The organism is Pseudomonas sp. Z1-14, assembly GCF_051132005.1.
Taxonomy (GTDB): domain Bacteria; phylum Pseudomonadota; class Gammaproteobacteria; order Pseudomonadales; family Pseudomonadaceae; genus Aquipseudomonas.
In genome coordinates this window covers 5,207,761-5,230,411 of sequence record NZ_CP071646.1, presented here as the reverse complement: position 1 = coordinate 5,230,411, position 22,651 = coordinate 5,207,761, and the positions used below count along the sequence as shown (strand labels likewise).

Genomic DNA, 22,651 nt, shown 5'->3' with positions numbered 1-22,651 from the left:
ACCCTTGCTTGTTCAGTGGTCAGCCAAGGTCTTGCAGGCCGGCTCGATCACGGGTGGAGCAACCGCAGGATAGCTGTCCGGCGTAATGACGACGGGCGTGGTCGAGACGAACCCATCGGCGAATGTCGCCTCTACAAACGTGGCGCTCCAACCGCTGTCTGGCGTGGCAAGCGGTACTTGCAGGTGTGGTTCACCGGGCTGCAATGGTTTCGATACGTAGCGGATGCCGCAAGAGTGGCGGAAATCGCGGGCCAGCGGATTATGTGCGGTCCATTGGACGACCTTTGACGGCGCCTCGGAAAACCTCACATCAAGCATTGGCTTTTGCGCCACCGTAAGCTGTTCGATGCGCACGACAGGCAACGGCCGGTCGCGCTGCCAACGCCCCAGAGCGGTGATCAAGGTCTGTTCGGTGAATGCCGAAATACCGTAGTGGCTGCTATTCGGAGCCACGCGAAGGGCGGTCGGCGCGGGCAGCTTTTCGAGATAGAAACGCGCATTGTCCGGAACGAAGAAATCGTCGCCGCTGGCATTGACGATGTACTTGTCGATCGACAGGCGCTCGGCATACGCGCTGTCCAGATAGGCCAGCGGGTCTTCGATTTGCCGCAGTTGGGCAAAGGCGGGGGTGTGTCGTTGCCGGGTGATGCCTTGCTCGTGATAGTCACGAAACGCCAGCGGCCACTGTTTGCCATAGGTGCGCCAGGTGTGCTCAAGGACCTGGTCCATGTTCAGTATGTCTATCACGAACGGGACGATGGCGTTGATCCGTGAGTCGACGATCGCGGCCAACCATACAGCCCAGGCCCGCTTCGAAGTGCCGGTGGCGACAAACGTGTCGATTTGCCAATCCTTCAGTTCCGCCTGGGCCAGGTCCATGGTCTTGACCACCGTTGCGGCCATGGGCAAATGCAGGGTCATGAACGGATTGGATTCCGGCGCCTTGAGAAAGAGTTGCCAGCTGTGCGCCACGCTGGAGTCCTCACGACGAGGAACCTGGTCATCGGTATAGGTCAGGTATTGGTTGGGCACGTCGCTGACCGAAATCACGATGGTGCGACTCTTGCGGGCGATTTCCTGCAGCGTCGCTTCCGTGAAGTCCGTCGGGGGAGCGGATGACTTGCCTGGAGCGGGGATGCTGATGCCGTTATTGGTCACCAGGAGCGCGCGGTGCCTGGTCGCGCCTGCGGGAATATAGATTTCTACCGTGTGCCCCCAACGCGTGGGGCTGACCAGCTCGCGAGGGGACCAGTCCTGTGAGTTCAGGCGAAAGCTGCGTTTTTCCAGATCAGGCAAGCGCTGGGTTTCGACGAGGTGGTAGTCGAGCGGGTAGCTGTCCTGGGTCTTCTTGTAACAGGCCAGCACTTCATTGAAATCCGCGGATTCTGCTCCGAGGCAGTACTGAGAAGGTTGTGCGGCAGCAGCGCAGGCAAGCGAGGCAAGCGCCATGACGATGGCCGATACGAGGCGTAGTGGGAATTTCCACATGAGGGGCTCCTTGTGGATAGGCGTCCATGAACTGGGCCGCCAGTTTGGCCCACGACACTTCGATAGGCACGTTCGATTGATGCCCCGATATTGTCCGGATATGTCGTCTCTTGCAGATGCCCCTTCGCTTGCGCGATTCCCGTCTATGCCAAAGGCTCGTACGCCTCAATCACTTCCTGCGCCGCCCGAAACGCATCGATCGCCGCAGGCACGCCCGCGTACACCGCGCAATGCAGCAGTGCCTCACGAATCTCCTCTACCGTGCAGCCGTTGTTCAAGGCGCCGCGCACGTGGCCTTTGAGCTCCTGGGGGCACTTGAGGGCGGTGAGGGCGGCGAGGGTGATCAGGCTGCGGGTTTTCAGCGGCAGGCCTTCGCGGCTCCAGACACTTCCCCAGGCGTGCTCGTTGACGAAATCCTGCAGCGGCTGGGTGAATTCGGTGGCGTTGCCCAAGGCGCGATCGACGAAGGCGTCGCCCATCACCTGGCGACGCATGTCGAGGCCGGTCTTCGGAGTGTCGGTCATCGCAAATCCCTCTTGTGGTGTTGGCGGCGCCAGGCGCGCACGGAAGTGAACAGCAAGAACGCCAGCAGCGCCGGCAGTACATAGAACAGCATCAGCCGTTCCAGTTGGCCGGCCAGGGGCATGCCGGTGGTGAACGACACCACGTGCAGCCCGTAAGCCAGGTACAAGCCCAGCAACAGCAGCCCTTCGGCGCGGGTGACGCGGTAACCGGAATAGAATACCGGCAGGCACAGCACCGCCACGCCGAGCATTACCGGCAGGTCGAAGTCCAGGGCATTGGGCGAGACCGAGAGCGGCGAAGGGGCGACGAGGGCGGTCACGCCGAGTACGCCCAGCAGGTTGAACAGGTTGCTGCCGATCACGTTGCCCACCGCAATGTCCCGCTGGCCACGCAGTGCGGCGATCAGCGAGGTGGCGAGCTCCGGCAGCGACGTACTGACGGCAACGATGGTCAGGCCGATGATGCGCTCCGACAGTCCCAGGTCCGTCGCCACTTCCACTGCGGCGCCCAGTAACAGGTGCCCGGCGAAAACCAGCATGGCCAGGCCCGACGCGATCATTACCAGGCTTTTGGGCCAGGCCATGTCGACCATTTCGCCCAGCGGATGCGGTCGTCCCGAATGCCGGGACTGGCGCAGCAGCAGCGCCAGGTACACCGCCAGGGCTATCAGCAGCAGCGCTCCGTCCAGTCGGCTCAGCTCTTCGTTCCAGGCCAGTACGAAAACCAGCAGGCACGCGCCGATCATCAGCGGGATGTCCAGGCGCACCAGTTGTCGCGAGACGCGCAACGGAATGATCAGGGCCGACAGGCCTAGAGTCACGAGGAGGTTGAAAATCGTGCTGCCGATGACGCTGCCCACGGCGATGTCGGCGTTTTGCGCCAGGGTCGCCTGCAGGCTGACGGCCATCTGTGGCGCGCTGCTGCCGAAGGCGACGACGGTCAGGCCGATGATCAGCGGACGCACCTGCAAGCGCGCCGCCAGGCCGACAGCGGCACGCACCAGCAGCTCGGCGCCGGCGATCAGCAACAGCAAGGCGCCGAGCAATTCGATCAGGCTGAGCAGGGATAAAGCGTTGATCAGGGAAATGGCCGGACTCCGTCTGTCAGTCGTCGAGGGCTTGTACGCGCACCCGCGCGGTACCGCTACGCAGCATGCCCAACTGTTCGGCAGCGGCGCGCGATACATCGATCAGTCGGCCGCGTGAATACGGACCACGGTCGTTGATGCGGACCACGACGCTGTCGTTGTTTTTCAGGTTGGTGATTTTCACCCGGGTGCCGAACGGCAACTGGCGATGAGCGGCCGTCAGGCCGTGCTGGTCGAAACGTTCGCCGCTGGCGGTGCGTTTGCCGTGGTGCCGGGAACCGTAATAGGAGGCGACGCCGGTCTGGTCGTAGCCGTGTGGATCGACCGTCCCGCTCTGGCTGGCACAGCCGGCCAGCAGGGACAGCAGGGCGCAGGCGCCGAGGAGACGCTTCATGTAGGGGGTTTCCACATCAGTGTGGTTGTGAAAGTTATTGTGGCGAGGGAGCTTGCTCCCGCTGGGCTGCGCAGCAGCCTCCTGAATCTGGCAGCAGATTATTGGGGGCCGCTTCGCGACCCAGCGGGAGCAAGCTCCCTCGCCACAGGGGGGTGAGCCAGATTGGAAGACTGGCTCCATGGCCATCAGCCCTCGAGCTTGCTTTTTAGCAGTTCGTTGACCTGTTGCGGGTTGGCCTTGCCCTTGGAGGCTTTCATGGCCTGGCCGACGAAGAAGCCGAACATCTTGCCGCGCTTGGCTTCGTCCGCCGCGCGGTACTGTTCGACCTGCTCGGCATTGGCCGCGAGCATTTCATCGAGCACGGCGCTGATCGCACCGGTGTCGGTGACCTGTTTCAAGCCGCGCTTCTCGATGATCTCGTCGGCGCTGCCTTCGCCATTGGCCATGGCTTCGAAGACCATCTTGGCGATCTTGCCGGAAATGGTGTTGTCCTTGATCCGCAACAGCATGCCGCCCAGTTGCTCGGCCGAGACCGGCGACTCGTCGATTTCCAGGCCCTGCTTGTTCAACAGGCTGCCCAGTTCGACCATCACCCAGTTGGCCGCCAGCTTGGCGTCGCCGCCGATGCTTACGACTTTCTCGAAGTAATCGGCCTGTTCGCGGCTGGTGGCCAGGACGTTCGCGTCATAGCTCGACAGCCCGAACTGCGCCTGGAAGCGCTCGCGCTTTTGCGGCGGCAGTTCCGGCAGGGTGGCGCGCACTTCGTCGAGGAACGAGTTCTCGATGACCACCGGCAGCAGGTCCGGATCGGGGAAGTAACGGTAGTCGTTGGCTTCCTCCTTGCTGCGCATCGGACGGGTCTCGTCCTTGTTCGGATCGTACAGGCGAGTCTGCTGGATGACCTTGCCGCCGTCCTCGATCAGTTCGATCTGGCGCTGGATCTCGCTGTTGATCGCCTTCTCGATGAAGCGGAACGAGTTGACGTTCTTGATCTCGCAGCGGGTGCCGAACTCGGTCTGGCCCTTGGGCCGGATCGACACGTTGCAGTCGCAGCGCAGCGAGCCTTCGGCCATGTTGCCGTCGCAGATGCCCAGGTATCGCACCAATGCGTGGATCGCCTTGACGTAGGCCACGGCTTCCTTGGCGCTGCGCATGTCCGGCTCGGAGACGATTTCCAGCAGCGGCGTGCCGGCACGGTTCAGGTCGATGCCGGTGGCGCCGTTGAATTCTTCGTGCAGGCTCTTGCCGGCGTCTTCTTCCAGGTGCGCACGGGTGATGCCGACGCGCTTGACCGTGCCGTCTTCCAGGGCGATGTCCAGGTGGCCCTTGCCGACGATCGGCAGTTCCATCTGGCTGATCTGGTAGCCCTTGGGCAGGTCCGGGTAGAAGTAGTTCTTGCGGGCGAACACGTTGTGCTGGCCGATCTCGGCGTCGATCGCCAGGCCGAACATCACCGCCATACGCACCGCTTCGGCGTTGAGCACCGGCAATACGCCGGGCATGCCCAGGTCTACCAGGCTGGCCTGGGTGTTGGGCTCGGAACCGAAGGTGGTCGAGCTACCGGAAAAGATTTTCGATCGGGTGGTGAGCTGGGTATGAATCTCCAGCCCGATCACGACTTCCCATTGCATGTGTTTCTCCTCAGAAGCCGGTTGGGGTGCGGGTGTGCCAGTCGCTGTTCAGCTGATACTGGTGCGCCACGTTGAGCAGGCGGCCTTCCTGGAAATACGGCGCGAGCAGTTGCACGCCCACCGGCAGGCCATCGACGAAGCCGGCCGGCATGGACAGGCCCGGCAAGCCGGCGAGGTTGGCGGTGATGGTGTAGACGTCTTCCAGGTACTCGGCGACCGGGTCGCTGTTCTTGGCGCCGAGCTTCCAGGCCGGGTTCGGCGTGGTCGGGCCGAGGATGATGTCGACCTCGTTGAAGGCGGCCATGAAGTCGTTTTTCACCAGGCGGCGGATTTTCTGCGCCTTGAGGTAGTAGGCGTCGTAGTAGCCGGCGGACAACGCGTAGGCGCCGACCATGATCCGGCGCTGCACTTCGGCGCCGAAGCCTTCGCCACGGGAGCGCTTGTACAGGTCGATCAGGTTCTGCGGGTTTTCGCAGCGATAGCCGAAGCGCACGCCGTCGAAGCGCGACAGGTTCGAGGAGGCTTCCGCCGGAGCGATCACGTAATACGCGGGAATCGCGTGCTGCATGTTCGGCAGGCTGATTTCCTTGATGACCGCGCCGAGCTTCTCCAGCTCTTTGACGCTGTTGTGGATCAGTTCGGCGATGCGTGGGTCGAGGCCGGCGCCGAAGTATTCCTTCGGCACGCCGATCCGCAGGCCTTGCAGCGAGCCGTCGAGGCTGGCGCTGTAGTCCGGCACCGGTTCATCGATGCTGGTGGAATCGTTCGGGTCGAACCCGGCCATGCCTTGCAGCAGGATTGCGCAGTCTTCGGCGGTGCGTGCCAGCGGGCCACCCTGGTCGAGGCTGGAGGCGTAGGCGATCATGCCCCAGCGCGAGACGCGGCCGTAGGTCGGCTTGAGGCCGGTGAGGTTGGTGAACGCCGCCGGCTGGCGAATCGAGCCGCCGGTGTCGGTGGCGGTGGCCGCCGGCAACAGGCGCGCAGCCACGGCGGCAGCGGAACCACCGGACGAACCGCCCGGTACGTGTTCCAGGTTCCAGGGGTTCTTCACCGCGCCGTAGTAGCTGGATTCGTTGGCCGAACCCATGGCGAATTCGTCCATGTTGGTCTTGCCCAGCGTCACGGCGCCAGCGGCGGCCAGCTTGGCGACCACGGTGGCGTCGTACGGGGCCTTGAAGTTGTCGAGCATCTTCGAGCCGCAACTGGTGCGGATGCCCTGGGTGCAGAACAGGTCCTTGTGGGCGATCGGCGCGCCGAGCAGGGCGCCGCTCTCACCGTTGGCGCGACGGGCGTCGGCGGCCTTGGCCTGGCTCAGGGCCAGTTCTTCGGTGAGGCTGATGAAGCTGTTGAGCTGCGGGTCGAGCTGGGCAATGCGCGCCAGCAGGGCCTTGGTCAGCTCTTCGGAGGAAAATTTCTTGTCGGCGAGTCCGCGGGCGATCTCGGCCAGGGTCATGTGATGCATGAGAGGCTCTTTCCCTTTAGTCGATGACTTTCGGAACCAGGTACAGGCCGTTTTCGACCGCCGGTGCGATGGACTGGTAGGCCTCGCGGTTATCGGACTCGGTGACGACGTCGGCGCGCAGGCGCTGGCTGGCTTCCAGTGGGTGGGCCAGCGGCTCGATACCGTCGGTGTCGACCGCCTGCATCTCGTCGACCAGCCCTAGAATGCTGTTCAGGGCAGAAGTAATGTGTGGAAGATCGGCTTCATTGAGGCCCAGACAGGCCAGATGAGCGATTTTTTCCACGTCGGAGCGTTCAAGCGCCATGGGATTCTCCAGTGGAAAACAAAACGGACGCAGTCTGTCCGTGTGTTAGATTGTCGGAACACTACCGCATTTCTACGGCCCTACGGCCGCGATCTTGGGGTTTGGTGCACAGAAAAGCGGCCAATTTAACATATTGGCGCCTTGCCCAAAATCCCTGTCGTTGTTAGAGTTTGCCGCACTTTTTTACCCACGCGTTGCCTAGGGTCCCTTTCCCATGTTCAAGAAACTGCGTGGCATGTTTTCCAGCGATCTTTCCATCGACCTGGGCACTGCCAACACCCTTATTTACGTGCGCGAGCGCGGTATCGTCCTGAATGAACCCTCGGTCGTGGCCATCCGCACCCACGGTAACCAGAAAAGTGTCGTGGCTGTCGGTACCGAAGCCAAGCGCATGCTGGGCCGCACACCGGGCAACATTGCAGCCATTCGCCCGATGAAGGATGGCGTGATCGCCGACTTCAGCGTCTGCGAAAAGATGCTGCAGTATTTCATCAACAAGGTTCACGAAAACAGTTTCCTGCAGCCCAGCCCTCGCGTGCTGATCTGTGTGCCCTGCAAATCCACTCAGGTGGAGCGTCGCGCCATCCGCGAATCGGCCCTCGGTGCCGGTGCCCGTGAAGTATTCCTGATCGAAGAGCCGATGGCCGCTGCCATCGGTGCCGGCCTGCCGGTGGAAGAAGCCCGCGGTTCGATGGTCGTCGATATCGGTGGCGGTACCACTGAAATCGCCTTGATCTCCCTGAATGGCGTGGTCTATGCCGAGTCCGTGCGTGTCGGCGGCGACCGTTTCGACGAAGCGATCATCACCTACGTACGCCGCAATTACGGCAGCCTGATCGGCGAATCCACCGCCGAGCGCATCAAGCAGGAAATCGGCACCGCCTACCCGGGCGGCGAAGTGCGTGAAGTCGACGTGCGCGGCCGTAACCTGGCCGAAGGCGTTCCTCGTGCCTTCACCCTCAACTCCAACGAAGTGCTCGAGGCGCTGCAAGAGTCGCTGGCGACTATCGTGCAGGCGGTCAAGAGCGCCCTGGAGCAGTCGCCGCCGGAACTGGCATCGGACATCGCCGAGCGCGGCCTGGTGCTGACCGGTGGTGGTGCGCTGCTGCGTGACCTCGACAAGCTGCTGGCCCAGGAAACCGGCCTTCCGGTGATCGTCGCCGAAGACCCGCTGACGTGCGTTGCCCGCGGCGGTGGCCGTGCGCTGGAAATGATGGACAAGCACACCATGGACCTGCTCTCCAGCGAATAAGCTGGCGGGATCGTCTATGTTGTTCGCTTCCGGGCAGCACTTTGCAGTGCTGCCCGTTGGCGTTTATCTTCTGTCATTCGTATCCAGGCCGGTTGATGCCGTATGAATAAAGACAACATTTGCCTGGGAGGAGCGGCCTATTAAACCGCTTTTTGCCAAGGGCCCCTCATTGGGCGTACGCCTGCTGGTGTTGGCCGTGCTATCGGTCGCGCTGATGGTGGTCGATGCCCGCTTCACGCTGCTCAAGCCGGTGCGCAGCCAGATGTCGCTGGTGTTGATGGAGTCCTACTGGATCACCGACCTGCCGCAGCGGCTGTGGCAGGGTGTGGCCAGCCAGTTCGGCAGCCGCACCGAACTGGTCGCCGAAAACGAAAAACTCAAGACCGAAAACCTGCTGTTGCAGGGGCGCATGCAGAAGCTCGCGGCCCTCACCGAGCAGAACGTGCGGCTGCGCGAGTTGCTCAACTCCTCGGCGCTGGTCAACGAGAAGGTCGAGGTCGCCGAGTTGATCGGCATGGACCCCAACCCCTTCACGCACCGGATCATCATCAACAAGGGTGAGCGCGACGGCGTGGTCCTCGGCCAGCCGGTGCTCGATGCCCGTGGCCTGATGGGGCAGGTGGTCGAGCTGATGCCCTACACCTCCCGCGTGCTGCTGTTGACCGATACCACCCACAGCATTCCGGTGCAGGTCAATCGCAACGGCTTGCGGGCGATTGCCAGCGGCACCGGCAACCCCGAGCGCCTGGAGCTGCGGCACGTGGCCGACACCGCCGACATCAAGGAAGGCGACCTGCTGGTCAGCTCGGGTCTTGGCCAGCGATTCCCGGCGGGGTATCCGGTGGCGACGGTCAAGGAAGTCATCCACGATTCCGGTCAGCCATTTGCCATTGTCCGGGCGGTGCCCACGGCCGCGCTGAACCGTAGCCGTTACCTGCTGCTGGTGTTCAGCGACAACCGCACGCCTGAAGAGCGCGCCAATGACGCCGCCGTGGCCCAGGAAGTCCAGGATCGGCAGGGTGGCGAGTCGACGGCGCCTGCTGCGCCTGCGCCCGCACCTGCACCCGCGTCGTTCCCGGCCACGGTGCCAAAACCCCAAGTGGCGGCGCCCGTCACGGCAACCACCCCGCCGGCCGCACCCGCTGCGACGCCCGCCCGGCCGGCCGCCCATGCGACGACATCCCAACCTGCAAGGCCCGCGGCCAAGCCACCGGCCTCGACACCCGCCGCTACACCGGCGACCAGGGGAGCACGAGAAGAATGAGCAGTACTCGATCCGGTAACGGCTGGATGGTCTGGCTGACCTTCGCCATCGGCCTGTTGCTCAGTGTGTCGCCGCTGCCGCAGTTCATGGAGATCCTGCGTCCGTTGTGGCTGGCCTTGCTGCTTGCCTTCTGGGCGCTGGCCTTGCCGCACAAGGTTGGCATGGTTACCGCCTGGTGCCTGGGCCTGACCGAAGATGTGCTTTATGGCACGTTGCTGGGGCAGAACGCGCTTATCCTGACCTTGATCACTTTCCTGGTGCTCTCGCTGCAACAGCGCCTGCGGATGTTTCCCATGTGGCAGCAGAGCCTGGTGATCCTGGTGATCTTTGGCCTGGCGCAACTGGTGCAATTGTGGCTCAGCGCACTGACCGGCAATCGTCAGCCGACGCTGGCGCTGGTGTTGCCGGCCCTGGTCAGTGCGTTGCTCTGGCCTTGGGTCAGCTTCGGTTTGCGTGGCTTGCGCCTGCGTTTCAAGATCAACTGATGCGGTCGGGATCCCTACACTTTTTTAATGACTTACATCCCTGTGGCGAGGGAGCTTGCTCCCGCTGGGCTGCGTAGCGGCCCCATTTTTACGGTCGCTGCACAACCGAGCGGGAGCAAGCTCCCTCGCCACAAAAGCCGGCGCGTACAAGGGAGATGTCTTGATGAAACCGCTTTACCTTGCCTCGGGCTCGCCGCGTCGGCGTGAATTGCTCACGCAGATCGGCGTTCCCTTTACCGCGATCAGCGCGGACATCGACGAAACTCCCCTCGACCACGAAACCCCATCGGCCTATGTCGAGCGCCTGGCGCGGGGCAAGGCCGAGGCTGGGCTGCACTCGTTGCAGAACGGCACCGATTGCTGTGTGCTGGGTGCCGATACCGCGGTGGTACTGGATGGCCGGATTCTCGGCAAGCCTCAGGACCAGGCCGATGCCAAGTCGATGCTGCTGAGCCTGTCCGGTCGCGACCATGAGGTATTGACCGCGATTGCCGTGCTCGATGGCCAGCGCTGCGAATCCCGGGTGGTTCGCAGTCGGGTGCGCTTTCGCCCGGTCACGGAGCAGGAAGCGATGGCGTACTGGGCCAGCGGCGAACCCCATGACAAGGCGGGTGGCTATGGTATCCAGGGGCTGGGCGCGGTGTTCATCGCCGACCTCGAAGGCAGTTATTCGGCCGTGGTCGGCCTGCCGCTGTGCGAAACCTTCGAGCTGCTCGGCCATTTCGGCATACCCTGTTGGCAAACCTTGAGCGCGCGCTGAGCGCCGTCTGACCAGATGCGGCCATAATCGTGAATATGCCTGAACGAGACCCTGCCATGAGTGAAGAGATCCTGATCAACATCACGCCGATGGAATCGCGCGTGGCGGTGGTTGAAAACGGCGTCCTGCAAGAGGTCCATGTCGAGCGTACGCAAAAACGCGGGATCGTCGGCAATATCTACAAGGGCAAGGTGGTACGGGTGCTGCCGGGCATGCAGGCGGCCTTCGTCGATATCGGCCTGGACCGCGCGGCGTTCATCCACGCCTCGGAAATTTCGATGCGCGAAGGGCCGGCGGTAGAGAGCATCAGCGCCTTGGTCCATGAAGGCCAGAGCCTGGTGGTGCAGGTCACCAAGGACCCCATCGGCTCGAAGGGCGCGCGCCTGACCACCCAGTTGTCGATTCCGTCGCGCTATCTTGTGTACATGCCACGCACCGCCCACGTTGGCATTTCCCTGAAGATCGAGGACGAAGCCGAACGCGAGCGTCTGAAGAAGGTTGTCAGCGACTGCGTTGAGAAAGAAGGCATCAAGGAGGCCGGCGGTTTCATCCTGCGCACGGCCGCCGAGGGCGCCGGGGCCGATGAAATCCTCATGGATATCCGCTACCTGCGCAGGCTCTGGGACCAGATCGCCGAGCAGATCAAGACCATCGCCACGCCGAGTGTGATCTACGAGGACCTGGGCCTGGCGCTGCGGACCCTGCGGGACCTGGTCAGCCCGAAGATCGAGAAAATCCGTATCGATTCCCGGGAAACCTTCCAGAAAACCACGCAATTCGTCGCCGAGCTGATGCCGGAAATCGCCGACCGCCTGGAGCACTACCCTGGCGAGCGGCCGATTTTCGATCTGTACGGCGTCGAAGATGAAATCCAGCGAGCCCTTGAACGCAAGGTGCCGCTCAAATCCGGCGGTTACCTGGTGGTCGATCCGGCCGAGGCGATGAGCACCATCGACGTCAATACCGGTGCATTCGTCGGCCATCGCAACCTTGAGGAAACCATCTTCAAGACCAATCTTGAAGCGGCCACGGCCATCGCCCGGCAACTGCGCCTGCGTAACCTGGGCGGGATCATCATCATCGACTTCATCGACATGGAAGACGAAGAGCACCAGCGCCAGGTGCTGCGGACCCTGGAAAAACAGCTCGAACGCGATCACGCCAAGACCAACATCATCGGCATTACCGAACTGGGCCTGGTGCAGATGACCCGCAAGCGCACCCGCGAGAGCCTTGAGCAGGTGCTGTGCGAGCCGTGCAGCAGTTGCCAGGGCCGGGGCAAGCTGAAGACTCCGGAAACCGTGTGTTACGAAATCTTCCGGGAAATCCTCCGGGAGGCGCGCGCCTACCAGGCCACCGGCTATAGAGTGTTGGCGAACCAGAAGGTGGTGGATCGCCTGCTGGATGAGGAGTCCGGCAACGTCGCGGAACTGGAGGCCTTTATCGGGCGCACGATTCGCTTCCAGGTGGAAACCATGTATTCCCAGGAACAGTACGACGTGGTGTTGCTCTGAAGCGGCGCGCGCAGCGCCAGGGCCGCGAATATGAATGCCTTTGCCAGGGGAGCCCGCTGACATGGAGCGTCTGACACGCCTTATGGGGACGCTGACTCGCTGGGGGCTGGGCCTGTGTGCGCTGCTGCTGATACTGCTGGCCCTGTATGTCAGCCTCGGCCGGGAGTTGATCCCGCTGGTGGCCGAGTATCGCGGTGAAGTCGAGAGCCGGGCCGGCGAAGCGTTGGGCATTCCCGTGCACGTTGGTAGCCTCGAAGGCAGTTGGAGCGCCCTGGCGCCCGTCCTGGCGGCGCGCGACGTGGTAGTCGGCGAGGGGCCCAACGCCTTGCACCTGGATCAGGTACGTGCCGTGCCTGCGGTGTGGGACAGCCTGCTGGCGCGCCAGGTGCGCATCGCTCATCTGGAAGTCAGCGGCCTGAAGGTCAGCCTGAAAGAGGGCGCTGACGGCAAATGGTCCCTTGAAGGCCTGCCGGTGAAGGACGATCAGCCGCTCGATCCGCAGCAATTGCTTGAACGCATGCAGATGATTTCAAAACTGTCGGTGCTCGACAGCCAGGTCACCTTGCAGCCGCTGGACCATCCGCCCCTGAGCCTGACCTATGTTGGTCTGAGCTTGCGCACCGGTCCGGCTCGCCAGCGCCTGGACGCACGTCTTACCCTGCCTGACGGCCAGCCCGTGGCGCTCAACCTGCGCACCCGTATCCGCGCCAGCGATTGGCGAAATGGCGAGGCCGACGCCTACCTGAGCCTGCCGCAAAGCGACTGGTCGAAATGGCTGCCGAAACGCCTGACCCGGCAGTGGAATTTTGCCGAGATCAAGGCCGGTGGGGAATTCTGGCTCAGTTGGGGCGGGGGCACGGTGCAAAGCGCCGCCGTGCGGTTGAACGCGCCACAGATCCAGGGCGCCTATGCCGATCGCAAGCCAGTGCAGATCCACAACCTGGCCCTCAACGGATATTTCCAGCGCAGCAGCCAGGGGTTCACCGCGACCTTCGACTCGCTGGCGATGAACCTGGGTGAGACGCGCTGGGAAACACGCCTGCAATTGCAACAGAACGGCGCCACCGAGAAGGTCGAGGAGCGTTGGCACGTGCAGGCCGATCGCCTTGACCTGACGCCGCTCACGCCGTTGCTCAATGCCCTGGCGCCATTGCCCGAAGGTGTCGCCACGGCGATCGACCGGCTCAAGGTGACCGGTGGCCTGCGCAACGTGTTGCTGGATTACCGGCCACAGAACACCGGTGATCAGAAAATCAGCTTCGCCACCAATCTGGACACGGTCGGGTTTGACGCCTATCGCGGCGCCCCAGCGGCGCGCAACGTCTCAGGCAGCCTCAGCGGTGACCTCGGCGGCGGTGAGCTGCGCATGGACAGCAAGGATTTTTCCCTGCACCTGGACCCGATTTTCGCCAAGCCGTGGCAATACTTGCAGGCCAATGCCCGGCTGACCTGGAAGCTCGACAAGCAGGGATTCACCCTGATCGCACCGTACTTGAAGGTGCTGGGAGAGGAAGGGCGGATTGCCGGCGACTTCCTGATCCGCCTGCATTTCGACCACAGCCAGGAAGACTACATGGACCTGCGGGTCGGCCTGGTGGACGGTGACGGGCGCTACACTGCCAAGTACCTGCCGGCCGTCCTCAGTCCGGCGCTGGATGAATGGTTGCGCACCGCCATCGTCAAGGGCGCGGTGGACGAGGGTTTTTTCCAGTACCAAGGCTCGCTGAACAAAGGTGCCGAGGACGCGTCTCGCAGCATCAGCCTGTTTTTCAAGGTGCATGACGCCGAGCTGGCGTTCCAGCCGGGCTGGCCTTCGGTCAGCAAGGTCAGCGGCGACGTCTTTGTCGAGGACAGCGGCGTACGTATCTATGCCAGCCAGGGGCAACTGCTGGACACGCAGGTCAAGGACGTTGCGGTGACCATTCCCCATGCGCCGGCTGGGCAGAATGTTCATCTGCTGTTGGACGGCGGCTTCGCCGGCGTATTGGGCGACGGGCTGAAAATCCTCCAGACCGCACCCATCGGCACGGCTGAGACCTTCGCCGGTTGGGAAGGCGAGGGCGGTCTGCAAGGCAAGGTGAACCTGGATATTCCACTGGCCAAAGGTGAACAGCCGAAGATCCTGGTGGATTTCAGTACCGACAAGGCCCGGCTCAAGCTCAGCGAGCCGGCGCTGGAGCTGACCCAGCTAAAGGGCGACTTCCGTTTCGACAGCAACAAGGGGCTCAGTGGCAAGAACATCGCGGCCCGGGCATTCGACCGGCCGGTAAGCGCGCAGATTTTTGCCGAGGGCCGTGCCGGTGCGCTCGACACACGGGTGGTGGCGTCCGGACGGGTCGAGGTCAAGAAGCTTACGGACTGGTTGAGCGTGACCCAGCCGTTGCCCATCTCCGGCGTGGTTCCCTATCAGTTGCAAGTGACGCTCAACGGTGCCGACAGCCAATTGTCGGTCAGCTCCGATCTCAAGGGCGTGGCGGTGGATCTCCCGGCGCCCTTCGGCATGGCTGCGGATGTCGGGCGCGACACGGTGTTCCGTATGACGTTGCAAGGGGCGGAGCGTCGCTACTGGGTCGATTATGGCGACCTGGCCAGTTTCACTTACGCCGCGCCGAGCGGAAAAGTCGCTGAGGGGCGTGGCGAATTGCTGCTGGGCGCCGGCGAGGCGGTTCTGCCTGGCGCCAAGGGGCTGCGGCTGCGCGGCACATTGTCGGAGCTGGACGTGAGCCCCTGGCAGGATCTGTTGGGCAAATATGCCGGCAAGGACCCGGGCGGCAGTGCCCGGCAGGTGCTCAGCAGTGCCGATCTCAAGGTTGGCAAGCTCACCGCGATGGGCACGACGCTGGACCAGGCCTCGGTGCAATTGGACCGCAAGGCCGATGCCTGGGCCCTGCGGCTCGATAGCCAGCAGGCCAAGGGCAGCGTCAACCTGCCGGATGCGAAGGCCGCGCCGATCGGGATCCGGCTCGACTATGTGCGCCTGCCGGCCGCGGACCCGACGGTTCAGGCCGACGAAAACGCCCCGGACCCGCTGGCCTCGGTGGACCCGAGCAAAATCCCGGCGATGGATATCGCCATCGACCAGTTGTTCCAGGGGCCGGATCTCATTGGTGCCTGGTCGCTGAAAGTCCGGCCGACGGGCAAGGGCATCGCGCTGAATGATCTGGACATGGGCCTCAAGGGCATGGTCCTGCATGGCAATGGCGCCTGGGAGGGCCTGCCCGGTTCCACCAGCAGTTGGTACAAGGGCCGGATCAAGGGCAAGAACCTTGCCGATGTGCTCAAGGGCTGGGGGTTTGCGCCTAGCGTGACAAGCCAGGAATTCCATCTGGACGTCGACGGACGCTGGCCCGGTTCGCCTGCATGGGTCGCCACCAAGCGTTTCTCCGGCAGCCTCGATGCGTCACTCAATAAGGGTCAGTTCGTCGAAGTCGAAGGCAGCGCCCAGGCCTTGCGGGTTTTCGGCCTGTTGAACTTCAACTCCATCGGCCGGCGCTTGCGCCTGGATTTCTCCGATCTGTTCGGCAAGGGGCTGAGCTACGATCGGGTCAAGGGCCTGCTGGTGGCGAGCAGCGGGGTGTACGTGACTCGTGAGCCGATTACCCTGACCGGACCTTCGAGCAACCTGGAACTCAACGGAACGCTGGACATGGTGGCCGACCGGGTCGATGCCAAGCTGCTGGTAACCTTGCCCGTCACGAATAACCTGCCGATCGCCGCGTTGATCGTCGGCGCACCGGCGGTGGGTGGGGCGCTGTTTCTGATCGACAAGCTGATCGGCGACCGCGTCGCGCGTTTTGCCAGCGTAAGATACGACGTCAAGGGGCCGTGGAAAGAGCCGAAGATCACTTTCGACAAGCCGTTTTGACAGGTAGTGACAATCCCTTTGTGGGAGCGAGCCTGCTCGCGAAGGCATAGGATCAGTGCCAGTGATGTGAACTGACCCAGCGCTTTCGCGAGCAGGCTCGCTCCCACAAGGGAGATCGACAGTAAGGAGAAGCCATGCCAGTCGCCGTGATTCAAATGGTCAGCCAGAGCGATGTGCTCGCCAACCTGGCCCGTGCCCGGGTGTTGCTGGAGCAGGCCGCGGCGGGTGGCGCACGGCTGGCGGTGCTGCCGGAAAACTTCGCGGCCATGGGCCGGCGGGACGTTGCCGATATCGCGCGGGCCGAAGCCTTTGGTCAGGGTCCGATCCTGCCGTGGTTGAAACAGGTCGCGCGCGACCTCAGGTTATGGATTGTGGCCGGCACGTTGCCGTTGCCGCCGGTGGGCCAGCCCGAGGCCAAGGCCCATGCATGTTCGTTGCTGGTGGACGACCAGGGCGAGATCGTCGCGCGTTATGACAAGCTGCACCTGTTCGACGTGGACGTGGCGGACAATCGCGGTCGTTACCGCGAATCCGATGACTATGCTTATGGCGGCAACGTGGTGGTTGCCGACACACCGGTGGGCCGGGTTGGCCTGACGGTCTGCTACGACTTGCGTTTTCCCGAGCTCTACAGCGAGTTGCGGGCGGCCGGGGCCGAGCTGATTACCGCGCCTTCGGCGTTTACCGCGGTGACCGGCGCTGCGCATTGGGACGTACTGATTCGCGCCCGGGCCATCGAAACCCAGTGCTACGTGCTGGCGGCCGCCCAGGGTGGGTTGCATCCGGGGCCCCGGGAAACCTTTGGCCATGCCGCGATAGTCGACCCGTGGGGGCGTGTGCTGGCGCAACAGGATCAAGGCGAGGCCGTGCTGCTGGCCGAGCGCGACGACAGTGAACAGGCGTCCATCCGGGCGCGCATGCCGGTGGCGAGCCACCGGCGCTTTTTCTCGCAGGGCGCTCGACAGCGACCTGTCCAAGACGACGAATTCAAGGCGTAAAACATATGAGCGGGTTGTTGTCCTCAGTCAGTGAACACCTTTTAGCCCCCGGCGGCGTGACCCTCGAAAGCCTGCAAGGCGTGCTGGGCGACCTGGCCGGTCCGGGCATCGATGCGGCCGACCTGTATTTCCAGGGACAGATTTCCGAGTCCTGGTCGCTGGAAGACGGCATCGTCAAGGAAGGCAGTTTCAACCTCGACCAAGGTGTGGGCGTGCGTGCCCAATCCGGCGAAAAGACCGGGTTTGCCTACAGCAACGCCATCACCCTTGAGGCCCTCGGCGCCGCGGCTCGTGCGGCTCGCTCGATTTCCCGGGCCGGGCAGAATGGCACGGTCCAGGCGTTCAGCAGCCAGGACGTGGCCCAGCTGTATGCGCCGGACAACCCACTGGAAGTCATGAGTCGCGCCGAAAAGGTCGAGCTGCTCAAGCGCATTGACGTCGCCACGCGTGCCCTCGACCCGCGTATCCAGCAGGTATCGGTGAGCATGGCCGGGGTCTGGGAGCGGATTCTGGTGGCCTCCACCGACGGTGGCCTGGCGGCGGATGTACGGCCGCTGGTGCGTTTCAACGTCAGCGTGATCGTCGAGCAGAACGGTCGCCGTGAGCGCGGCGGCCATGGGGGTGGCGGTCGTACCGACTATCGTTATTTCCTCAGCGAAGACCGCGCCATGGGCTATGCCCGCGAAGCGCTGCGCCAGGCGCTGGTGAACCTTGAGGCCATCCCGGCCCCGGCCGGCACGTTGCCCGTGGTGCTTGGGTCCGGCTGGTCCGGCGTGCTGCTGCACGAAGCCGTGGGCCACGGCCTGGAAGGTGACTTCAACCGCAAGGGCAGCTCGGCCTACAGCGGACGCATGGGCGAGATGGTCGCCTCGAAACTCTGCACCATCGTCGACGACGGCACGCTCGCCGGGCGTCGTGGCTCGCTGAGCGTCGACGATGAAGGCACCCCGACCGAATGCACCACGCTGATCGAGAACGGCGTGCTCAAGGGCTACATGCAGGACAAGCTCAATGCCCGCCTCATGGGCGTGGCCCGCACCGGCAACGGTCGCCGCGAGTCTTACGCGCACCTGCCCATGCCGCGCATGACCAACACCTACATGCTCGGCGGCCAGAGTGATCCGGCGGAAATCATCGCGTCGGTGAAGAAGGGCATCTACTGCGCCAATCTCGGCGGCGGCCAGGTGGACATCACCAGCGGCAAGTTCGTGTTTTCCACCAGCGAGGCCTACCTGATCGAAGACGGCAAGATCACCGCGCCGGTCAAGGGCGCGACGTTGATCGGCAACGGGCCGGAGGCGATGAGCAAGGTGTCGATGGTCGGTAACGACCTGGCGCTGGACAGCGGCGTGGGCACGTGTGGCAAGGACGGTCAGTCGGTGCCGGTAGGCGTCGGTCAGCCGACACTGAAGATCGATGCGATTACCGTGGGTGGCACGGGCGCATAAAAATATTCAGGGATGTGCGCACGTCATCGTGGCGAGGGAGCTTGCTCCCGCCGGGCTACGCAGTAGCCCCAATGCGGTTGCTACGCAACCGAGCGGGAGCAAGCTCCCTCGCCACGGTAACTGCCGCCTCTTGCAGAGGAGTCAAGCTGTTACGATCAGCGCAGGCCGCGTTGAGTCTCGTCCAGCTCACGGATGTACTTGAAGATTTTACGGCTCGACGCCGGCGGCTTGTTCTGCGCCAGTTCGTGCTGGGCCTGACGGATCAGCGAGCGCAGTTGCTGGCGATCGGCCTCCGGGTAGTCGATGACGAATTTTTCCAGAGTGCCGTCATCGCCTGCGATCAGGCGATCACGCCAGCGTTCCAGGTTGTGGAAACGCTCGTTGTACTGCCGGGTGGAGGCATCGAGCTGGTCGAGCAGAACCAGGATGGCGTCAGTGTCCTGGTCGCGCATCAGCTTGCCGATGAATTGCAGGTGCCGTTTACGCGCGATATTCGCGGTGTGCTTGGGCGCATCGGCCAGGGCCCGGCGCAAGGCGTCGGTCAAGGGCAGTTTGGCCAGCAAGTCAGGCTTGAGTGTTGTCAGGCGCTCGCCGAGGTCAACCAGAGCATGCAGCTCGCGTTTGACCTGGGATTTGCTTTTTTCACCCTCGTAGAGGGAGTCGTCGTAAGAATCAACCATGGTGGCAGTCCGCAAAGAAACGCCGCCATGATAACCAGTCGGGGGCCGCTTGTCCGGCCCGGTCGCTCGATGGCCATTACCGAAAGCAGAATTTGAGTGGAGAACACCATGAGTGCAGTTCAAAGCGTCGGCCCGCAAGCATTGCCGGCACTGCAGGAACAGGTCGAGCAGATCCTCGCCGAAGCCAGGCGACAGGGCGCCAGCGCGTGCGAAGTGGCGGTGTCGCTGGAGCAGGGGCTGTCGACGTCGGTGCGCCAACGCGAAGTGGAGACCGTCGAATTCAATCGCGACCAGGGCTTTGGTATCACTCTTTACGTGGGGCAGCGCAAGGGGTCGGCCAGCACCTCGGCCAGCGGCCCTGACGCCATTCGCGAAACAGTCGCCGCTGCATTGGCGATTGCCCAGCATACGTCCGAAGACGAAGCCTCCGGCCTGGCCGATGCCGCGCTGATGTGCAAGGAGCTCAAGGACTTCGATCTGTTCCACGCCTGGGACATCACGCCCGAGCAGGCCATCGAGCAGGCACTGCGCTGCGAAGCGGCAGCATTCGACGCCGACAGCCGGATCAAGAATGCCGACGGCACTACGCTCAATACCCACCAAGGGTGCCGCGTCTATGGCAACAGCCATGGTTTCATCGGCGGGTACGCATCGACCCGCCACAGCCTCAGCTGCGTGATGATCGCCGAGGCGGACGGGCAGATGCAGCGCGACTACTGGTACGACGTGAGTCGCCAGGGTACATTGCTGGCGGACCCGGTGAGCATCGGCCAGAAGGCTGCGCAACGGGCCGCCAGTCGCCTGGGCGCGCGGCCTGTGCCGACCTGTGAGGTGCCGGTGCTGTTCTCCGCCGAGTTGGCCGGTGGCTTGTTCGGCAGCTTCCTGTCGGCGGTGTCCGGCGGCAACCTGTACCGCAAATCCTCGTTCCTCGAAGGCGCGCTGGGCCAGAAACTGTTTCCTGAGTGGATGACCATCGACGAGCGTCCGCACCTGATGCAGGCCATGGGCAGTTCGGCTTTCGACGGGGATGGCCTGGCCACCTATGCCAAGCCGTTCGTGGAAAACGGCGAGCTGGTTTCGTACATCCTCGGCACCTATTCGGGTCGCAAGCTGGGCATGCCGAGTACCGCTAATGCCGGTGGCGTGCACAACCTGTTCGTCACCCATGGCGAGGAAGACCAGGCAGCGCTGCTGCGGCGCATGGGGCGTGGGTTGTTGGTCACCGAGCTGATGGGCCATGGCTTGAACATGGTGACCGGCGATTATTCCCGTGGCGCGGCGGGGTTCTGGGTCGAAAATGGCGAGATCCAGTTCCCGGTCCAGGAAGTCACCATTGCTGGCAACATGCGCGATATGTTCAAGCAGATCGTGGCGGTGGGCAGCGACTTGGAGCTGCGCAGCAACATCCGCACCGGCTCGGTGCTGATCGAGCGAATGATGGTGGCGGGTAGCTGAAACTCATCGCATCAAAAAAGGCGCGTCATCTGTTGGGATGACGCGCCTTTTTTGTGCCCGCAGAAACCCGAGACAAGAGAGCTTTTGTGGCGAGGGAGCTTGCTCCCGCTCGGTTGCGCAGCGACCGCAAAATCCTGGGGCCGCTGCGCGACCCAGCGGGAGCAAGCTCCCTCGCCACGACGGTGAGTGCTATCTTGCTGTTGTGTTGGTTCTTGTTATCATCTAATAATGAATCTCATTCGCCGATTGAGCCCCGGTCATGAGTCTTGCCCTGCACGAACAACCCTACCTTGAAAACTGGCGCTGGATGAGCCGCCAGATCCGCTGCGCGATGAGCCCGGACGAGCCGCGGCTGATCGCACACTACCTGGCCGAGGGGCGCTACCTGGCCTGCTGCACCGCCACGTCGCCGTGGATGATTGGCGAAACCGCCTTCCGGCTGTTGCTCGACACCGCTTCGGATGTCGCGCTGCCCTGGCACTGGCGCACCCTCTGCCTGGATCAAGCCTGGCGTCCTTTGCGTGAACTTGAGCGGCAAGCGCTTTGCCGCTGCCGCCTCAAGCGTTGGCAAAGCCATGCCTGGGCGCTGGCTACCTGCGCGCTGGAGCCATCGATTTCCCTTATTGAACTGGAGCAAGGATTTCCCGATGAGTAATACCCGTATCGAACGCGACAGCATGGGTGAACTTCAGGTCCCCGTGGAAGCACTCTATGGCGCGCAGACCCAGCGCGCGGTGGATAATTTTCCGGTCAGCGGCCAGCGCATGCCGGCGCAGTTCATTCGTGCCCTGATCCTGGCCAAGGCCGCAGCCGCACGAGCCAATGTCGACTTGGAGCAAATCAGCGTCGCCCAGGGCAAAGCCATCGTCGATGCGGCCCAGGGCCTGCTCGAAGGCGACTTCATGGCGCATTTCCCGGTGGATATCTTCCAGACCGGCTCCGGCACCAGTTCCAACATGAACGCCAACGAAGTGATTGCCACGCTTGCCAGCCGCTTGCTGGGAGAGGTGGTCAACCCGAATGACCACGTCAATTGTGGCCAGAGCAGCAACGACATCATCCCCACCAGTATTCATGTCAGCGCCGCGCTGGCCCTGCACGAGCAATTGCTGCCGGCGCTGTTGCACCTGGTCCAGGTGATCGAACGCAAGGCCGAAGAAGTCCACCCCTTCATAAAGACTGGCCGCACCCACCTGATGGATGCCATGCCGGTGCGCTTGAGCCAGGTGCTCGACGGTTGGGCGCAACAGCTCAAGGCCAACATCGGCCACTTGCAGGATCTGTTGCCGAGCCTGCAGTCCCTGGCCCAGGGCGGTACGGCGGTTGGCACCGGCGTTAATGCCCATCCACGCTTCGCCGAATTGTTCAGCCAGCAGCTGACGCAACTGACCCAGGTGCAATTCACCCCGGGCAAGAACCTGTTCGCGCTGATCGGCTCCCAGGACACTGCCGTGGCGGTTTCCGGGCAGCTCAAGACCACCGCCGTGTCGCTGATGAAAATCGCCAACGACCTGCGCTGGATGAACTCAGGGCCGCTGGCCGGCCTGGGCGAGATCGAGCTCGAAGGCCTGCAGCCTGGATCTTCCATCATGCCCGGCAAGGTCAACCCGGTCATTCCCGAAGCCACCGCCATGGTCGCGGCCCAGGTCATCGGCAACGACACGGTGATTACCATCGCCGGCCAGTCGGGCAATTTCGAACTCAACGTGATGCTGCCGATCATCGCCCAGAACCTGCTGAGCAGCATCGCCCTGATGTCCACCGCCAGCCGATTGCTGGCGGACAAGGCCATCGCCACGTTCAAGGTCAACGAAGCCAGGCTCAAGGAAGCGCTGTCGCGCAATCCTATCCTGGTCACGGCACTGAATCCGATCATTGGTTACCAGAAGGCCGCTGGAATAGCCAAGGAGGCTTATCAGCAAGGTCGCCCGGTGATCGATGTCGCCTTGGAACACACCGACCTGTCGCGCGCCGAACTGGAGATCCTGCTGGACCCGGAAAAGCTCACCGCGGGCGGTGTGTAACCCCGACACTTGTGT

At 63.2% G+C, this 22,651-nt stretch carries 19 protein-coding genes; 11 read left to right on the top strand and 8 right to left on the bottom strand.

Going from position 1 to position 22,651, the window contains the following annotated elements; all coding sequences use genetic code 11:
• Positions 1-12: 12 nt before the first annotated feature.
• From J3P89_RS24180 to gatC, 7 genes are all read right to left on the bottom strand, one after another.
• The gene (locus tag J3P89_RS24180) at positions 13-1,488 is read right to left on the bottom strand and encodes a PhoPQ-activated pathogenicity-related family protein (protein ID WP_434695859.1); all 1,476 of its coding nucleotides are present in this window, start codon (positions 1,486-1,488) and stop codon (positions 13-15) included.
• Positions 1,489-1,631: 143 nt separating this feature from the next.
• Entirely contained in the window at positions 1,632-2,012 is a 381-nt protein-coding gene (locus J3P89_RS24175) for a carboxymuconolactone decarboxylase family protein (protein ID WP_434695858.1), read from the bottom strand.
• Complete coding sequence (locus J3P89_RS24170; RefSeq protein ID WP_434698051.1) at positions 2,009-3,067, bottom strand: calcium/sodium antiporter; 1,059 nt, start codon at positions 3,065-3,067, stop codon at positions 2,009-2,011. The genes J3P89_RS24175 and J3P89_RS24170 overlap by 4 nt, the downstream gene beginning before the upstream one ends.
• 49 nt (positions 3,068-3,116) lie before the next feature.
• Positions 3,117-3,494: a septal ring lytic transglycosylase RlpA family protein gene (locus J3P89_RS24165; protein WP_434569816.1), complete on the bottom strand. Its 378-nt coding sequence runs from the start codon at positions 3,492-3,494 to the stop codon at positions 3,117-3,119.
• A gap of 185 nt (positions 3,495-3,679) precedes the next feature.
• Positions 3,680-5,125 (bottom strand): Asp-tRNA(Asn)/Glu-tRNA(Gln) amidotransferase subunit GatB, encoded by a 1,446-nt coding sequence (gatB, locus tag J3P89_RS24160; protein WP_305496820.1) that lies wholly within the window; start codon positions 5,123-5,125, stop codon positions 3,680-3,682.
• A 10-nt stretch (positions 5,126-5,135) separates the two neighbouring features.
• Positions 5,136-6,587, bottom strand: coding sequence for an Asp-tRNA(Asn)/Glu-tRNA(Gln) amidotransferase subunit GatA (gene gatA, locus J3P89_RS24155; RefSeq protein ID WP_434695857.1), 1,452 nt, complete (start codon positions 6,585-6,587; stop codon positions 5,136-5,138).
• A gap of 16 nt (positions 6,588-6,603) precedes the next feature.
• On the bottom strand, positions 6,604-6,891 hold the full coding sequence (gene gatC, locus J3P89_RS24150; RefSeq protein WP_072388421.1) for an Asp-tRNA(Asn)/Glu-tRNA(Gln) amidotransferase subunit GatC: 288 nt from the start codon (positions 6,889-6,891) through the stop codon (positions 6,604-6,606).
• Between the two features lie 214 nt (positions 6,892-7,105).
• Between gatC and mreB the strand changes: the two genes are divergently transcribed.
• The 8 genes from mreB (at position 7,106) to tldD (ending at position 18,477) form a co-directional block, all read left to right on the top strand.
• The gene (gene mreB / locus J3P89_RS24145) at positions 7,106-8,143 is read left to right on the top strand and encodes a rod shape-determining protein MreB (protein ID WP_002555108.1); all 1,038 of its coding nucleotides are present in this window, start codon (positions 7,106-7,108) and stop codon (positions 8,141-8,143) included.
• A gap of 139 nt (positions 8,144-8,282) precedes the next feature.
• Positions 8,283-9,407 (top strand): rod shape-determining protein MreC, encoded by a 1,125-nt coding sequence (mreC, locus tag J3P89_RS24140; RefSeq protein WP_434698050.1) that lies wholly within the window; start codon positions 8,283-8,285, stop codon positions 9,405-9,407.
• Entirely contained in the window at positions 9,404-9,892 is a 489-nt protein-coding gene (gene mreD, locus J3P89_RS24135; protein WP_305496816.1) for a rod shape-determining protein MreD, read from the top strand. The genes mreC and mreD overlap by 4 nt, the downstream gene beginning before the upstream one ends.
• Before the next feature lie 163 nt (positions 9,893-10,055).
• A complete protein-coding gene (locus tag J3P89_RS24130; RefSeq protein WP_434695856.1) occupies positions 10,056-10,652 on the top strand; it encodes a Maf family protein in 597 nt (198 codons plus the stop codon).
• Positions 10,653-10,708: 56 nt separating this feature from the next.
• The gene (gene rng / locus J3P89_RS24125; protein WP_305496813.1) at positions 10,709-12,166 is read left to right on the top strand and encodes a ribonuclease G; all 1,458 of its coding nucleotides are present in this window, start codon (positions 10,709-10,711) and stop codon (positions 12,164-12,166) included.
• Between the two features lie 61 nt (positions 12,167-12,227).
• Positions 12,228-16,031 (top strand): YhdP family protein, encoded by a 3,804-nt coding sequence (locus tag J3P89_RS24120; RefSeq protein ID WP_434695855.1) that lies wholly within the window; start codon positions 12,228-12,230, stop codon positions 16,029-16,031.
• A gap of 134 nt (positions 16,032-16,165) precedes the next feature.
• Positions 16,166-17,029, top strand: coding sequence for a carbon-nitrogen hydrolase family protein (locus J3P89_RS24115; protein WP_434626116.1), 864 nt, complete (start codon positions 16,166-16,168; stop codon positions 17,027-17,029).
• Positions 17,030-17,034: 5 nt separating this feature from the next.
• On the top strand, positions 17,035-18,477 hold the full coding sequence (gene tldD, locus J3P89_RS24110; protein WP_003197828.1) for a metalloprotease TldD: 1,443 nt from the start codon (positions 17,035-17,037) through the stop codon (positions 18,475-18,477).
• 155 nt (positions 18,478-18,632) lie between these two features.
• On the opposite strand, the gene yjgA is transcribed toward tldD, so the two are convergent.
• Positions 18,633-19,157: a ribosome biogenesis factor YjgA gene (gene yjgA / locus J3P89_RS24105; protein ID WP_014336624.1), complete on the bottom strand. Its 525-nt coding sequence runs from the start codon at positions 19,155-19,157 to the stop codon at positions 18,633-18,635.
• Between the two features lie 108 nt (positions 19,158-19,265).
• Here yjgA and pmbA point away from each other — a divergent pair, with 108 nt between their 5' ends.
• The 3 genes from pmbA (at position 19,266) to J3P89_RS24090 (ending at position 22,636) form a co-directional block, all read left to right on the top strand.
• Positions 19,266-20,612 (top strand): metalloprotease PmbA, encoded by a 1,347-nt coding sequence (pmbA, locus tag J3P89_RS24100; RefSeq protein ID WP_434626111.1) that lies wholly within the window; start codon positions 19,266-19,268, stop codon positions 20,610-20,612.
• 259 nt (positions 20,613-20,871) lie between these two features.
• Positions 20,872-21,267 (top strand): FagA protein, encoded by a 396-nt coding sequence (locus J3P89_RS24095; RefSeq protein WP_434695854.1) that lies wholly within the window; start codon positions 20,872-20,874, stop codon positions 21,265-21,267.
• Positions 21,260-22,636 carry a class II fumarate hydratase gene (locus tag J3P89_RS24090; RefSeq protein WP_434695853.1) on the top strand — a complete coding sequence of 459 codons (1,377 nt, stop codon included), beginning with the start codon at positions 21,260-21,262 and terminating at the stop codon, positions 22,634-22,636. The genes J3P89_RS24095 and J3P89_RS24090 overlap by 8 nt, the downstream gene beginning before the upstream one ends.
• Positions 22,637-22,651 lie beyond the last annotated feature (15 nt).

What these genes read in the sequence shown, in the direction of transcription:
- J3P89_RS24120 (WP_434695855.1), top strand. Translation starts at nt 12,228, where the DNA reads ATGGAGCGTCTGACACGCCTTATGGGGACGCTGACTCGCTGGGGGCTG.
- J3P89_RS24095 (WP_434695854.1), top strand. Translation starts at nt 20,872, where the DNA reads ATGAGTCTTGCCCTGCACGAACAACCCTACCTTGAAAACTGGCGCTGG.
- gatB (WP_305496820.1), bottom strand. Translation starts at nt 5,125, where the DNA reads ATGCAATGGGAAGTCGTGATCGGGCTGGAGATTCATACCCAGCTCACC.
- J3P89_RS24175 (WP_434695858.1), bottom strand. Translation starts at nt 2,012, where the DNA reads ATGACCGACACTCCGAAGACCGGCCTCGACATGCGTCGCCAGGTGATG.
- pmbA (WP_434626111.1), top strand. Translation starts at nt 19,266, where the DNA reads ATGAGTGCAGTTCAAAGCGTCGGCCCGCAAGCATTGCCGGCACTGCAG.
- tldD (WP_003197828.1), top strand. Translation starts at nt 17,035, where the DNA reads ATGAGCGGGTTGTTGTCCTCAGTCAGTGAACACCTTTTAGCCCCCGGC.
- J3P89_RS24165 (WP_434569816.1), bottom strand. Translation starts at nt 3,494, where the DNA reads ATGAAGCGTCTCCTCGGCGCCTGCGCCCTGCTGTCCCTGCTGGCCGGC.
- yjgA (WP_014336624.1), bottom strand. Translation starts at nt 19,157, where the DNA reads ATGGTTGATTCTTACGACGACTCCCTCTACGAGGGTGAAAAAAGCAAA.
- mreB (WP_002555108.1), top strand. Translation starts at nt 7,106, where the DNA reads ATGTTCAAGAAACTGCGTGGCATGTTTTCCAGCGATCTTTCCATCGAC.
- J3P89_RS24090 (WP_434695853.1), top strand. Translation starts at nt 21,260, where the DNA reads ATGAGTAATACCCGTATCGAACGCGACAGCATGGGTGAACTTCAGGTC.
- gatA (WP_434695857.1), bottom strand. Translation starts at nt 6,587, where the DNA reads ATGCATCACATGACCCTGGCCGAGATCGCCCGCGGACTCGCCGACAAG.
- J3P89_RS24180 (WP_434695859.1), bottom strand. Translation starts at nt 1,488, where the DNA reads ATGTGGAAATTCCCACTACGCCTCGTATCGGCCATCGTCATGGCGCTT.
- J3P89_RS24115 (WP_434626116.1), top strand. Translation starts at nt 16,166, where the DNA reads ATGCCAGTCGCCGTGATTCAAATGGTCAGCCAGAGCGATGTGCTCGCC.
- gatC (WP_072388421.1), bottom strand. Translation starts at nt 6,891, where the DNA reads ATGGCGCTTGAACGCTCCGACGTGGAAAAAATCGCTCATCTGGCCTGT.
- rng (WP_305496813.1), top strand. Translation starts at nt 10,709, where the DNA reads ATGAGTGAAGAGATCCTGATCAACATCACGCCGATGGAATCGCGCGTG.
- J3P89_RS24130 (WP_434695856.1), top strand. Translation starts at nt 10,056, where the DNA reads ATGAAACCGCTTTACCTTGCCTCGGGCTCGCCGCGTCGGCGTGAATTG.
- mreD (WP_305496816.1), top strand. Translation starts at nt 9,404, where the DNA reads ATGAGCAGTACTCGATCCGGTAACGGCTGGATGGTCTGGCTGACCTTC.